Origin of the sequence: Paraburkholderia phymatum STM815 (assembly GCF_000020045.1) — a bacterium.
GTDB lineage: Bacteria > Pseudomonadota > Gammaproteobacteria > Burkholderiales > Burkholderiaceae > Paraburkholderia > Paraburkholderia phymatum.
On record NC_010622.1, the window covers coordinates 163,667 to 178,255 of the forward strand.

Genomic DNA, 14,589 nt, shown 5'->3' on the forward strand with positions numbered 1-14,589 from the left:
GCCACGTCTGCTTCAATGCGAAAACCCGATCCTGACGGTTCAGCCGCCTATAGTTCGATCTCGCCGAGGATTCTGTGAGCCAGCGCCTTCGCTTCTTCAAGCGCTTCGTCGGCGGTCGCCGAAGTGGCTTCGACTTCGTAGACCGTGTCCTCCGTCTCGTCGCCTTCGTCGCGCGAAAGCGCAACGACGCCCTGGTACTGCCCGCCATCTACCGGGCGGATGGTCGCAGTCGCCGTATAGAGACCTTTGGTGTAGGTGACGTCCTCCATGATGCATCTCTCCTGCAAGGGGGAAATTCCATCCTAGCACGCGATTTCGACGCTCACATGTCGGTGCTGCGAGCCGCTTCTTGCGCATGCCGGGGCGTTCGGAGGCCATCGCGGAGGGCGAAGCCGCCGGCCAGGCGCTTGCACCGGCAGCTTCTTGCGTCAATCCTGCAGCAACGAGACGACTTCATCGAGCGTCGGCGAGTGCGCGCCCGAGTGGCGGCACGCGGCGGCGCCCGCCGCCAGCGAGAACGCGAGATGCTCTTCCCACTTGCGCTGCGGCGCCGTCATCAGGCTGAAGAGCAGCCCGCCGATCGATGCATCGCCCGCGCCGACCGTATCCGCGACGGCCACGCGCGGCGGCTTCGCTTCGATGACGCGATCGCCGTCGATCAGCGTCGCCGTTTCCGAGCCGCGCGTGACGAGCACGATCGCCTTCGGATTCATCGCGCGCAGTTGCGCGAGCGCGGCCGCTTCGTCGTCCGTCTTGAACAGCATGCGCAGGTCTTCGTCCGATACCTTGATCAGATCCGCGAGCCCCGCCATCCGGCGCAACGTCGGCTCGTAGCCGTGCGCCATCAGATTGCGGTAGTTCGGATCGAAGCTGATCTTCACGCCTCGTGCGCGCAGATCGGCGGCGAGCTTCGCGAGCGTCGTGCCGAGCGGCTGGCGCACGAGGCTGATGCAGCCGAAGTGGGCCCACTTCACATACGACATCCATCCTTCCGGCAGCGCCGACGGATCGAACGCGAGGTCGGCGCTGTTGTCGCCCATGAAGAAGTACGCGGGCGGATGCGTCTGGTGCACGACGGCAAGCAACGGCGCGCGCTCGACACGCTGCATGAAGCGCATGTCGAGACCGGCCGCGACGCTTGCATTCCACAGGTCGTCGGAGAAATTGTCGACGCCGAGGGAACCGGCGCAGGCCGTCGGTAGGCCCAGCCGCGCGACCGCGCGCGCGACGTTCCAGCCCGCGCCGCCCGGCACCGATAGCCAGCTTGAAGGGCCCGTGCGGACGAGATCGGTAAGGATGTCGCCGGCGGAAACGAAATCGGGAAACGTGGTGGAAGATTCGAGGCTCGCGCTCATGATGCTCACCGTACGAGGTTATGCGGACGTGCTGGAAGTCTGCAACGCGTGGTGCAGCACTTCGTAGCATGCGCCCATCGTGTGATAGTCGGTCTTGCCGGCCGGGCTCTTTTCGTCGCTGTATTTGCGGTTGTCGCACGTAAGTATGCGATACCACGCGCCATAACGATGATCGACGAAATGCGTCCAGCTGTAGCGCCAGATTTCGTCGTACCAGTCCCAGAAGCGCTCGTTGCCTGTTCGCTTGCCGAGCAGCGCGGCCGTCGCGAAGGTTTCGGCCTGCACCCAGAAGTATTTGTCGTGATCGCAGACGGTGCGGTCGGGTCCAAAGCCGTAATAGAGACCGCCGTGATCGTGATCCCATGCGTGCGTCATCGCGGCGTCGAACAGTTCGATCGCGCGCGGCAACAGCCACGGCAGCGGACGGTGTCGTTCAAGGATCAGCAGCAGCTTCGCCCATTCCGTCTGATGGCCCGGCTGGAAACCCCACGGACGGAAGATGTTGGAGCTGTCTTCCTCGTTGTAGTGCCAGTCCACCGACCAGTCCGCGTGAAAGTGCTCCCACACGAGACCCTGCGAGAGCTTCGCCTGACGCAACGCGATGTTGGTCGCGACGCGTTCCGCGCGATCGAGATACACGAGGTGGCCCGTCGCTTCATACGCGGCGAGCAGCGCTTCCATTGTGTGCATGTTCGCGTTCTGGCCGCGATACGAACTCACGCGCCAGTCGGCCGTGGCTTCGTCGGCGTAGAGGCCGGCTGCGGGATCCCAGAAGCGGTGCTCCATCAGTTCGAAGGTCGCGGCGATCATCGGCTTCGCTTCTTCGATGCCCGCCATCGCGGCATGCGCATACGCGAGCAGCACGAACGCGAGACCGTAGCAGTGGCGCGTCGCGTCGAGCGTGCGCCGATGGCCGTCGCGCCAGTCGGCCTCCCAGTCGTAACCCTGATGATGGGGGTCCCAATGACCGTCGTGCAGGAACTTCAGGCCGTGCTGTGCGTACTCCAGATGCTGCGGCTCGCCGAACTGCCGGTACGCCATCGCGTAGTTGAACACATACCGGCAACTGCTGACGAGGTGCCGCGTCGTGCGGTTGTAGATCGAGCCGTCGTCGCGAAAAAAGTGGAAGAAGCCGCCGCTCGGATCGAATACGTTCGGCGCATAAAAGCGCAGCGTGTCTTCGATGTGCGACAGCAGGAACGCCCCGTCGCGGAAGCTCGCGACGGGCGGCGCCTTGTCATTGGCGGTATTGTTCGAAAGCGTCGTGTCGGGTTGTTTCATGGCGTGTTCACTGAAGTACTGGCACGGACTACGAGTTGGACCGGTATGCGGATGTCGAGTGCGGACGGCGTGTCGTCGAGCAGCAATTCGACGCCGCGCCGCCCGAGCGCTTCCTTGTCGACTGCGATCGTCGTCAGCGGCGGGCGGGCGTGGGCGGCAGCGGGAATGTCGTCGAAGCCGACGATCGCGATGTCTTCGGGCACGCGCAAACCGCGTGCGACGCACACGCGCAGCGCGGCGAGCGCGGCGAGGTCGTTGTATGCGAAGACGGCGTCGGGGCGCGGGCCGGGACGGTCGAGCAGCTGCTCCATCGCGAGCGCGGCGCCCGAGTCGGGATCGAGGCCGGCATGGATCGTCACTTCCAGCGAAGGATCGAACAGCAGCCCGGCTTCGAAGAACGCGCGCCGGTAGCCGAGCGCGCGCTGCGCGATGCTGTAGTGCGCCAGCGAGCCGCCGATGAACGCGATGCGCGTGCGCTTCTGCGCGAACAGATGCTGCATCGCGAGCGCGGCGCCCGCCTGATTGTCGAGATTCACCGAGCGCAGATCCGGCGCCCACAGGTCGATCAGCACGAGCGGGCGTTTCATCGCAGCAAGGGTGGTGAGCGTTTCGGGCTCGACGAAGCCCGCGACGGCGATCGCGTCGGGCGCATGCAGGCGCATCTGCTGCACCACGTCTTCCGTCGGGCCCGCCGTCAGCACGGACGGGACGATGCCTCGCTCGCGGCACGCATCCTCGACGCCGTGCAGCACGTGCGAAAAGAACGGACTGACAGAGAAGTTGCTGTGATGCCGATGCAGCAAAAACGTGAGCCGTCGAATGCGCGGACGCAACTGGGCGGAATCGTAGCCAAGCCGGCGGGCCGTTTCGACGACGCGCTCGCGCGTCGACTCCGACAAGCCCGGCTGGTTCTTCAGCGCGCGTGAGACGGTGCCGATCGACACGCTGGCCGCGCGGGCGACGTCGCGGATCGTTGTAGCCATCGAAAAAGACGGCGGCGCAAGCAAGGCGCCGCAGCGGAGTTCAGGTTCGGCTGATTGTATAGTAAAACGCTACCGCGAAACGCTCAGTCGAGGCCATTCGATACGCGTAGATACCCGTACTTAGGCGCATCCGAGGCAAAACAAGTGTTTAGTAAAATTCACTAAACGACGTGATAATTTCATGAATCGGCGCGGCTCGCGATTGGCGCGTGCGGTGCGCCACACGCGCTAATCGGGGCGGCCGTGAATCCGAATCTGAATTCGAAGCGCACACGGCAATGGGCGGACGCGCAGTCCGAACCTCATTACTAAAGGTGACGATGCGGTGTGACAGGGGAATGTCTTCGGGCGTCCGTGCGGCGCGAGCGGCGGGTCTCTGAACGGGCGGGGCAGCGGCTCAGTCGACGGTAGCCGTCGTGCGCCCTTGCAGTACCATCCGGCCTTCGTTGAACTCGACCATCACGAGACCGGACGCTTCGCGCTTCGCGCGGCGTTTCGCGAGCGCCGCCACCGACGCGATGTCCTCGCTGCTGTACGCCGCATCGTTGCATTGCGGCTGTACCTGCACGCAGCCGATCGCCATCGTCACGAAGCCGTAGAAGCTCGGATTGCCGCGCCGGTCCTCGCCGTGGATACCGCCCGCCAGACGGTCGCCCGGCCCATAGAAGCGCTGCGCGCCTTCGTTGAACGTGTGAATGGCGCGTTGCGCGCGCGCGTGCCAGTCTTCGCTCTGGAACAGCACCAGGAAGTCGTCACCACCGACGTGCCCGAGAAAATCGCGGGTCGGATCGCATACGTCGGCCAGCACATGAGCGGCAAATTTCAGCACTTCATCGCCTTGCCAGTAACCGTACTGGTCGTTGAACGGCTTGAAGTGATTCAGATCAGCGTAGCACGCATGGAAGCCCGCTTCGTGACTGAGCAGCCGCGTGATGTGCGAGCTGATGGGAATGTTGCCTGGCAGGAACGTGAGCGGATTCGCGTAGCGGGCCGCTTCGATGCGCACTTCCGTGACCGCGCGCACGAGGCTTTCACCCGTGCCGAGCCCCACGTATTGGCCGTGCTCGGTGATGACGAAGCCGTCCGCGAGATAACGCTGGTCGTCGTTGGCGAGCAGCTTGGCCATGTCCTCGACTGTCATCGACTTCTCGATCACGACGGGCGACTCGTTCGCGAACAGCATGCAGGGCCGCTTGCCGAACAGTTCGCGATGATAGGGCAGCGCGTACCGGTCCATGAATGCACGGCGATTGATCAGCGCGACAGGTTCGTCCTCCTCGACGACGGCGACGGCATGCAGGTTCGGCAGGCGGTTGAACAGTTCGAGCACGTCGTTGTTCGTCGCGTCGCGCGGCAGCGCAGGCGCATGCACGACCATCTTTGTCGACGCCATGCCGCCCGACGGCGATGCGCTCACCACCGCCCGCGTCGCTTCCGGAAACACGGCGATGTGACGGGAACGCAGCGCCTCTCGGGCGTTATCCGCAACCAGGGGGGGCGGGTGCGCGCTCGGCTTGCCGAGGAAATAGCCCTGCCCGCAGGCGATGCCCATGTCGCGCACGACGATCAGATCCGCCTCCTTTTCGATTCCTTCGGCGACGAGGCGCGCACCGCTCGCGGCTGCAAAATGCTGCATCGCCTTCACGGCTTCGAACTTGAGCGGGTCGCTGGCGATGTCGTGAATGAAGAAGCGGTCGATCTTCACGACGTCGGGCCGCAGACGCACCCATAAATTCATGCTGGCGTTAGCGGTGCCGTAGTCGTCGAGCGCGAACTGCGCGCCTGCCATGCGCAGCAGGGAAATGGCAGGCAGAAAGCTGGCAACGTCGGGGATTGCGCTCTGCTCGGTCAGTTCGATCACGATGCGTCCTGCGTGGACGCCCATATTGCGCAACATCGTGAAAGTGTCGTCCCGCTCGTCGGCCAGCTGGCGGATCGCGCCTGCGCTGAAATTCAGGAACAGCTTGCACTCGCACTTGAGCCGGGCGAACGCCTCGATGCAGGTGTGCGCGGCCGCGCGCTCCAGCGCGATCACGCTGCCTTCGGCAGCCGCCTGTGCGAACAGCGCATACGGCGTTTCTAGCGCCGTGCCGGCCGGCCCGCGAATCAGTCCTTCGTAACCGAGAATCGCGCCGTCTTCAAAATCGACGATCGGCTGAAACACTGCTGACAAATCGCGCTGCGCAATCAGATCGACGATGCGAGGCGCTGCAAGGAGGGAGGGCGAGCGTTGAGACATGACACACACGGCCGGAGCATTGGACCGTCGGCTTATCGGCAGGTCAACGCAAGAGTTGAATGAACTTTTGGTGACGCCTTGCACCCGTTTGGGGCAAAACGGGAACATTTCCACCCATCTGGGGTGGCGTACGATGCGTGCGTTTTTCCTATGCCTTCGCGCCGAAGAGACAGTGAGTCGCCGGCACGCTGAAATAACAACAAAGCCGCCCGCAGGCGGCTTTCCACGACTCACTCAGGGAGAGCGCTCATGAATTCCATCGCATTCGAAGCAGGCTTATCGCCGCGCGACAGCCGTCGTCGTGCCTTTTTGTGCAGCGCGCTTCTCCGCGCTGACGTCGCGGGCGCCCCAGCGCTGCGCGAGCGCGGCGCAGACCATCAATTGAATCTGGTGGAACAGCATCAGCGGAAGCACGACGGCACCCACCGCGTGCGTCGCGAAGATCACCTTCGCCATCGGCACTCCGGCAGCGAGACTTTTCTTCGATCCGCAGAAGATGATCGTGATCTGGTCCGCGCGGCTGAAGCCGAGGCGCTTGCTGACGAACATCGTCACCGCCAGCGCGAGCGCGAGCAGTACGGCGCATACCGCCAGCAGGCCGCCCAGCGCGGCGAGCGGCATCTGATGCCACAGGCCTTCGTTGACGGCCTCGCTAAACGCGCCGTAGACCACCAGCAGGATCGAGCCCTGGTCGACGAATTTGAGCACGCTGCGATTGCGCTCGATCCACCCGCCGATCATCGGCCGCAGCAACTGCCCGGCAACGAACGGCACGAGCAGCTGCAGCACGATGTTCCACACGGTATGCCACGGCGAACCGCCGCTCGCGGCCTGGTTCGTGACGATGACGCTGACAAGCGCGGGCGTAATGAAGATGCCGAGCAGACTCGACGCGGACGCGCTGCAGACGGCAGCGGGCACGTTGCCCTTCGCAATCGACGTGAACGCGATCGACGACTGAACCGTCGACGGCAGCGTGCAGAGGAACAGGATGCCGGCGTAGAGCGCAGGCGTAACGAGGGGCGAAAGAAGCGGTTTGAGTACGAGCCCGAGTACCGGAAAGAGCGCGAACGTGCTTAGCAGCACGACCAGATGCAGCCGCCAGTGCGTGGCGCCGGCGATGATCGCCTCTCGCGAGAGCTTGGCGCCGTGCAGGAAGAAGAGCAGTCCGACGGCAATGTCCGTGACCCAGTTGAACGCCAGCGCGGCTTGCCCATGCACCGGGAGCAGGCTGGCGAAAATCACCGTGCCGATCAGGCACAGCGTGAAATTGTCTGGAAGAAGTTTCGGACGGGCCATCTCTTAAATCTCGGTGCGGTTGAAGCGATTGCTTGTCGCCGCCGACGCGCGTACGCCAAGAAGCTATTGTCGGCGCAAAGCGATTGAAAAAGCAAATTCATTTGCCGAATTGATTAATTACATAAACGCATTAAAGGTGCGCCTCGTTCCTCGTAGCCGATGGTTGCACCCGCATCCAGAACGGCGTACGCGCAATCGTCCGGACGGCCATTTCAGGTATCGACGAACGATCGAATCGCATCTTCCAGGCGGTATTTTTCGATTCACTGTTCATACGAATTCAAGCGTTCGAAGCCCCTTGTTTTTCAGCGCTTTTTCGCTTCGTCCCGCAACATCTTTGTGGCGAAAAAACGTCGCAGTAACAATGCGTTACAACAGTGCCGCAGGCCTAACATATTTTGGCTCGACACCCTGGGAGGCCGCCAATAAATTACTGTTCGAAGGCCGATGGGGCTTCGCACGAGGCAAGAATTTCCTCGCACTCGCGTCAGTCCCGAAAGCAGCCCAGCCGCAGCTCGAGCGGCGGGCGCTGAGGCGGGTCATCGGGCAGGTGAATCATGGTGCTTGCAGGGCTGTCGAGGATCAAATGGTGGGTGACGGGCGCGTTGGTCGTTGCGCTGACCTCGCTCGCCTACGCAAAACCGTCGTTCGTGCAGCATGACGGGCATGGTCTCTTCGGTGGCCGTACGGGTTTTCAGGGCGCAGCGTTTAGCGGGCCTGTGCACGGCCATGCAGCGCCGCGCGAAAACATTTCACGCGAAATGCCGCGCGGTGTTTCAATGCATGGCGGGCGCTATACCCGAAACGACACGGCGCACGCGCCGGGCACTAGTCCGTCCGGTCGTGCAGGCGTGAACGACACGTTCGCTGGCCGCGCGTGGGGCGGCAATGCATCGAACTACGGCGCGCAGCGAATGATGGTGCCGTCAGACGTTTACCGAAACCGCCCGGCTGCGCAATACGTCGGCACGCAATACGCGGGCGCCATCACACCTGTCAGCACCGATTCACGCAACGCGCCGCGTCCGCCGTCCAATGCGCAGTCAGCGCACGTCGGGTCGATTCGCGACGACGTCACGCGTTACAACGAAGAGCGCGGCGCATCCCGGCAGATTCCGCGTCCGCCGGGAGATACATCGCGCATTCCGCCATCGTCGCCTTACCGCAACTGATCTTCGCCTGAATCCGCGCGCTCCAGCCGGACGCCAGTCTCCTCGCATGCCATCGATCTCACATGAGGTCGGATCGGTTTCTCCCAAAGTCTCCTGGCACGTCTTTTTTGTCGCCGTATATCCGGACGAAACCAGGCCGGCTGTTCTGATGTAAGCACGCCACACATTTTTGAAATCGCTCGTCTGCGGGCGGTCTTTGTCATCCAATCCCATCTTTGTTGTGGCGCTGCATCAATGTTCTTCTTGATGCGCGTCACATTGTCCGCGTACCTGTAGAATCCGCGCCCGTCGCGGCGCTCGCGATTTTGCGGCAATGCGGAAACAAGGTGCGCCGGCAACCAATATCAGGCCGAAAGTTCACCAAACTATTCAGTCCCATATACCCGCAATAAGCACAGATATTTTTGTCCATAAAAATGGTCCGCAAAGATTTGTCCCAGCCCCGATTGGCGGTCAGACGGATAACAAGCAGGATCCGGCGAGCGCCCCGCCGCACAGCCACACCCTTTTGACAAAGACAGGAGAACCCATGAATACCACCGTCAGCCGCGCGCTGAGAACAGGCCGTGAGGCGAGCCCGAAGGCAACTTTCAAGGCGACCGTCATCGGCGCCTTGCTGGCCATTGCGTCGACCTCGTCGTTCGCGCAATCGAGCGTGCAGCTTTATGGTCAGGTCGACGAATGGGTCGGCGTAACGAAGTTCCCGGGCAGCCAGGCTGCCTGGAACGTGTCCGGTGGCGGTATGTCGACCTCGTATTGGGGCATCAAGGGTGCGGAAGATCTGGGCAACGGCTACAAGGCGATCTTTACCCTCGAAGACTTCTTCCGCGCGCAGAACGGTAAATACGGCCGCTTCGACGGCGACACGTTCTTCGGCCGTAACGCGTACGTCGGTATCGAATCGCCCTACGGCACCGTGACGGCGGGCCGTCTCACCACGCAACTGTTCGTGTCGACGATTCTCTTTAATCCGTTCATCGACTCGTACGTGTTCTCGCCGATGGTCTATCACGTGTTCCTCGGTCTGGGCACGTTCCCGACCTACACGACGGACATGGGCGTGGTCGGCGATTCGGGCTGGAATAACGCAATCCAGTATTCGACGCCCGACTTCAGCGGCCTGTCGGGCAGCGCGATGTATGCACTCGGCAATTCCGCCGATCACAACGGCTCAAAGAAATACAGCGCGCAGTTCCTGTATTTCCACGGCCCGTTCGCGGCGACGGGCGTCTTCCAGTACGTGAACTTCAACAACTCGCCGACGGATCTCGGTTCGCTGGTCGCCGGGCTGAAGAGCCAGTCGGTGGGTCAGGTGGGCGTGTCGTACGACCTCAAGTACGTGAAGTTCTATGGCCAGTACATGTACACGAAGAACGATCAGGACGTCTCCAGCTGGCACGTGAACACGGCGCAGGGTGGTGTGTCCGTGCCGCTCGGCACGGGCACCGTGATGGCGTCGTACGCCTATTCGCGCGACTCGGGCGGTCTGGATCAGATGCATCAGTCGGCGGCCATTGGTTATGACTATCCGCTGTCCAAGCGTACCGATGTGTATGCCGCCTACCTGTACGACAAGTACACGAGCCTCGCATCGGGTTATACGGCCGGTGTCGGCCTGCGCGCGAAGTTCTGATTGCGGCGTCAGCCCAGCGGCGTCCGCGCGCCGCCTGTCAAAGCCCTGGTTCCTCGCGGAACGCAGGGCTTGTTCTTTCGGCTGCACCTACTGCCTCACATTGATGACCGCTCCTTGATAAAGTCGGGAATATCAGCCCGATTCATTCCTATTCCGAGCGACGCAATGGATACCCTCGTCAGCATGAAAGTGTTTCGCCACGTCGTCGAGGTCGGCAGCTTTGTCGGCGCGTCGGAGAAAATGGACATGTCGGCGGCGATGGCGAGCAAGCATGTGATGCATCTCGAACAGCAGCTCGGCGCGCGGCTGTTGAATCGCACCACGCGCCGCGTCGCGCCGACCGAGGCGGGCCGCGAGTACTACGAGCGCCTGAGCCAGGTGTTGAGCGAACTAGACGAAGCGGAACAGGCAGTGGGCGCCGCGAGCGTCGTGCCGCAAGGGCGGTTGCGCGTGTCGTCGCTATCGGCGTTCGGACTGCGCCATGTGATGAGCGCCGTCGCCGATTATGCGACGCAGCATCCTCAGGTCACCGTCGACATCACGCTGTCGGACCGCGTTGTCGAACTGATCGACGAAGGCTTCGATGTCGCGATACGCGCGTCGCCGTCGGGACTCAAGTCGTCCTCGCTGATCGCGCGTCAGGTCGCGACTGCGCACCTGGTGCTGTGTGCGTCGCCGGAATATATCGAGCGGCACGGCGCACCGAAATCTGCCGCTGATCTGACACGCCACAACATCATTCAGTACTCAGGCGTATCGGCGCTCGAACTCGTGGCGGGCGCGAATGCCGAGAGCGGGCGCGTCAAGCTGTCGGGCAATCTGATCGTCAATCATCTGGAGGCGCAGCGCGTCGTTGTGCTGCAGGGCGCGGCGCTCGCGCTGCTCGGCACCGAAGTTATCGGCGACGATCTCGCGGCGGGCCGCGTCGTGCCGTTGCTGATCGACGAACTGCCGCCGCGCGAGCTGCCGATCCACGTCGTCTACGCGAGCCGCCGGCACCTGTCGGCGAAGGTGCGCTCGTTCGTCGATTTCATCGCGGAGCGTTTTTCAAGCGAGCCGCTCTGGCCGACGCTCGAGCAGATCAAGGCGCTCGCGCTGCGCTGACACGCGCGTCGCCCGTCGATTCACGCTGGGTGAACGGCGCACGGACGATTGGGTCGTATCGTTATACTGCTTGCAGCACCCGCGAAGCACGAGACGAACGAACCTGACGATTCGATCCGGGGGAGACATGACCGATCTTTCCACGCCGCAGCGCATCGGTGACGACGCGCACGCTTCACACTCTTCCACGCCGCGTGCGCCCGGCGCGCAGTCGTCACGGCGTTTGCGTTTCGTCACTGCCGCGGCGCTGTTCGACGGCCACGACGCATCGATCAACATCATCCGGCGCATTCTGCAGGCGAGCGGCGTCGAGGTGATCCATCTCGGGCACAACCGTGCCGTCGAGGAAGTGGCGACAGCCGCGTTGCAGGAGGATGCGGACGGCATCGCGGTGTCGAGCTATCAGGGCGGACACATCGAATACTTCCGCTATCTGGTCGATCTGTTGCGCGAGCGCGGCGGCGCAGGAATCAAGGTATTCGGCGGCGGCGGCGGCGTGATCGTGCCCGACGAGATCGCGGCGTTGCAGCAGTACGGCGTCGAGCGCATCTATTCGCCGCACGATGGGCAACGGCTCGGGCTGCAAGGGATGATCGACGACATGATCGCGCGCTGCCGCGACGCGGCGCGACCGCGGCCGGACACGCCGCAGCCGTCTAAGCTGGTTCGCGATCTGAAGGACGCGCTGCGCGGCGATGCCGATGGCGTCGCGCGTCTCGCCGCATTCCGCGAGCTCGCCCGATTGATCACGTCGCTTGAAACGGGAGACCTGGATCCTGCCATTCGCGCGGAACTCGCTGCACGGGCGAAGCAGGCGAACGTGCCCGTGCTCGGCATCACAGGGACGGGCGGCGCAGGCAAGTCGTCGCTGTCGGATGAACTGATCCGCCGGTTCCGTCTCGACTACGGCGATGCGATGACGATCGCCGTCATCGCGATCGATCCGTCGCGCCGCAAGTCGGGCGGCGCGCTGCTCGGCGATCGCATCCGCATGAACGCGATCGGCGACTGGGGCGATGGCGCGCGCGTGTTCATGCGCTCGCTGGCGACACGCGACGCATCGAGCGAAATCTCCGATGCGCTACCCGATACGATCAATGCCTGCAAGATGACGGGTTTCGATCTGATCGTAGTCGAGACGTCGGGCATCGGTCAGGGCGACGCGGCCATCGTGCCGCACGCCGACACGTCGCTGTACGTGATGACGCCCGAATTCGGCGCGGCGAGCCAGCTCGAGAAGATCGACATGCTCGACTTCGCGGATTTCGTCGCGATCAATAAATTCGACCGTAAGGGTGCTGCCGACGCGCTGCGTGACGTTGCGAAACAGGTTCAGCGTAACCAGCAGAAGTTTGCGGCGAAGATCGATGAAATGCCGGTGTTCGGTACGATTGCGTCGCGATTCAATGACGATGGCGTAACTGCTGTGTACCAACATATCGCTGCGGCATTGCGCAGCCACGGCCTGCGCGAAAGCGAAGCGCGCTTGCCGAAGCTGGAAGGTCTGCGGCACTCGAGCGGCCGCAACGCGATCGTGCCGCCCGAGCGCGTGCGGTATCTGTCGGATGTTGCGCTGATGGTGCGTGCGTATCGCGAACGTGCCGACAAGCAGTCGCAGCTCGCGCGTGAGCGCTGGCAACTCGACGAAGCGCGGCGCATGTTGAATGACGCGAGCGGCAATGTGGCGGACGCGGCCGCTTTCGACTCACTGATCGACGCCCGCACGTCGCAGCTGGGCGAGCGCGAAAAGGCGCTGCTCGAAGCGTGGCCAAAGACGGTTGCCGCTTACTCCGGCGACGAGCATGTGGTGAAGATCCGCGGCAACGAAATCCGTACCGCGCTCACCGTCGAAACCCTGTCGGGTTCGAGGATCCGCAAGGTCGCGCTGCCGGCATACAAGGATCCCGGCGAAATCCTGCGCTGGCTGATGCTCGACAATCTGCCGGGCTACTTCCCGTTCACGGCTGGCGTGTTTCCGTTCCGCCGCGAGAACGAAGACCCGACGCGCATGTTCGCGGGCGAGGGCGATCCGTTCCGCACCAACCGGCGTTTCAAGTTGCTGTCCGACGGTGTGCCTGCGAAGCGTCTGTCGACGGCATTCGATTCCGTCACGCTCTACGGCGAAGAACCGAACGAGCGGCCGGATATTTACGGCAAGGTCGGCAATTCGGGCGTATCGGTGGCAACGCTCGACGACATGAAGGCACTCTACGACGGCTTCGACCTGTGCGCGCCCGAGACGTCGGTGTCGATGACGATCAACGGTCCCGCGCCGACCATACTCGCGATGTTCTTCAACGTTGCGATCGATCAGCAGATCGCGCTCGCGCACGCGAAAGCGCAGCAGCAAGGGCGAGCGCCTTCGCATGACGAACTCGATGCCGCGCGCCGTTTCGCGCTCGAAAACGTGCGCGGTACGGTGCAGGCTGACATCCTCAAGGAAGATCAAGGGCAGAACACCTGCATCTTCTCGACGGAGTTCAGCCTGAAGGTGATGGGCGACATTCAGGCGTACTTCGTCGAGCACGGCGTGCGCAATTTTTATTCGGTGTCGATTTCCGGCTATCACATCGCCGAGGCGGGCGCGAATCCGATTTCTCAGCTCGCGTACACGCTCGCGAACGGATTCACGTATGTCGAAGCGTATCTCGCGCGCGGCATGGACATCGACGACTTTGCGCCGAATCTGTCGTTCTTTTTCTCGAACGGCATGGACCCGGAATACACCGTGCTCGGCCGTGTCGCGCGGCGTATCTGGGCCGTTGCAATGCGCGAGCGTTACGGCGCCAACGAGCGCAGCCAGAAGCTGAAGTATCACGTGCAGACATCGGGCCGTAGCCTGCACGCGCAGGAAATCGACTTCAACGATATCCGCACGACGCTGCAGGCGCTGATTGCGATCTACGACAACTGCAATTCGCTGCATACGAACGCGTTCGACGAAGCGATCACGACGCCGACGGAGGACTCGGTGCGCCGCGCGGTCGCGATCCAGCTGATCATCAACCGCGAATGGGGGCTCGCGAAGAACCAGAATCCGAATCAGGGCAGCTTCGTCATCGATGAATTGACCGATCTCGTCGAGGCGGCGGTGCTGACCGAGTTCGACCGGCTGACAGAGCGCGGCGGTGTGCTCGGCGCGATGGAAACGGGCTACCAGCGCGGCAGGATCCAGGACGAGTCGATGCTGTACGAGCATCGCAAACATGATGGCTCGTATCCGATCGTCGGCGTGAACACGTTCCTCGGCGCCCATGCGCACGATGCACCGCCGCCTGTTGCTTTAGCGCGTTCGACGGAAAACGAGAAGCAGGGGCAACTCAAGCGCCTGCGCACATTCCAGTCGCGCAATCAAAGCGACGCGCCGGCCATGCTCGAACGACTGAAACGTGCCGTCATCGACGATCAGAACGTGTTCGCCGTGCTGATGGATGCGGTGCGAGTCTGTTCGCTCGGACAGATCACGCATGCGCTGTTCGAAGTGGGCGGCCAGTATCGACGCAACATGTGATATGCCGCCGCA

10 protein-coding genes are annotated in these 14,589 nt (G+C 62.9%); 4 read left to right on the top strand and 6 right to left on the bottom strand.

Annotated features, from left to right (window positions below; genetic code table 11):
* Positions 1-47: 47 nt before the first annotated feature.
* The 6 genes from BPHY_RS00730 to BPHY_RS00755 form a co-directional block, all read right to left on the bottom strand.
* Positions 48-269, bottom strand: a complete 222-nt coding sequence (locus tag BPHY_RS00730; RefSeq protein WP_041763198.1) for a hypothetical protein — start codon at positions 267-269, stop codon at positions 48-50.
* A gap of 159 nt (positions 270-428) precedes the next feature.
* Positions 429-1,355, bottom strand: coding sequence for a carbohydrate kinase family protein (locus BPHY_RS00735; RefSeq protein WP_012399570.1), 927 nt, complete (start codon positions 1,353-1,355; stop codon positions 429-431).
* 18 nt (positions 1,356-1,373) lie between these two features.
* Positions 1,374-2,636: an AGE family epimerase/isomerase gene (locus BPHY_RS00740; protein ID WP_012399571.1), complete on the bottom strand. Its 1,263-nt coding sequence runs from the start codon at positions 2,634-2,636 to the stop codon at positions 1,374-1,376.
* Entirely contained in the window at positions 2,633-3,619 is a 987-nt protein-coding gene (locus tag BPHY_RS00745) for a LacI family DNA-binding transcriptional regulator (RefSeq protein ID WP_012399572.1), read from the bottom strand. The genes BPHY_RS00740 and BPHY_RS00745 overlap by 4 nt, the downstream gene beginning before the upstream one ends.
* Positions 3,620-4,016: 397 nt before the next feature.
* A complete protein-coding gene (locus tag BPHY_RS00750; protein ID WP_012399573.1) occupies positions 4,017-5,858 on the bottom strand; it encodes an EAL domain-containing protein in 1,842 nt (613 codons plus the stop codon).
* Between the two features lie 276 nt (positions 5,859-6,134).
* Entirely contained in the window at positions 6,135-7,157 is a 1,023-nt protein-coding gene (locus tag BPHY_RS00755; RefSeq protein ID WP_012399574.1) for a bile acid:sodium symporter family protein, read from the bottom strand.
* A 557-nt stretch (positions 7,158-7,714) separates the two neighbouring features.
* On the opposite strand from BPHY_RS00755, the gene BPHY_RS00760 reads away from it, so the two are divergent.
* The 4 genes from BPHY_RS00760 to icmF all read left to right on the top strand — a co-directional run bounded on the left by BPHY_RS00760 (position 7,715) and on the right by icmF (position 14,577).
* Positions 7,715-8,329 carry a hypothetical protein gene (locus BPHY_RS00760; RefSeq protein ID WP_012399575.1) on the top strand — a complete coding sequence of 205 codons (615 nt, stop codon included), beginning with the start codon at positions 7,715-7,717 and terminating at the stop codon, positions 8,327-8,329.
* Positions 8,330-8,858: 529 nt separating this feature from the next.
* Positions 8,859-9,962 carry a porin gene (locus tag BPHY_RS00765; RefSeq protein ID WP_012399576.1) on the top strand — a complete coding sequence of 368 codons (1,104 nt, stop codon included), beginning with the start codon at positions 8,859-8,861 and terminating at the stop codon, positions 9,960-9,962.
* A gap of 165 nt (positions 9,963-10,127) precedes the next feature.
* Positions 10,128-11,066, top strand: coding sequence for a LysR family transcriptional regulator (locus BPHY_RS00770; protein WP_012399577.1), 939 nt, complete (start codon positions 10,128-10,130; stop codon positions 11,064-11,066).
* Between the two features lie 127 nt (positions 11,067-11,193).
* Positions 11,194-14,577: a fused isobutyryl-CoA mutase/GTPase IcmF gene (icmF, locus tag BPHY_RS00775; RefSeq protein ID WP_012399578.1), complete on the top strand. Its 3,384-nt coding sequence runs from the start codon at positions 11,194-11,196 to the stop codon at positions 14,575-14,577.
* Positions 14,578-14,589 lie beyond the last annotated feature (12 nt).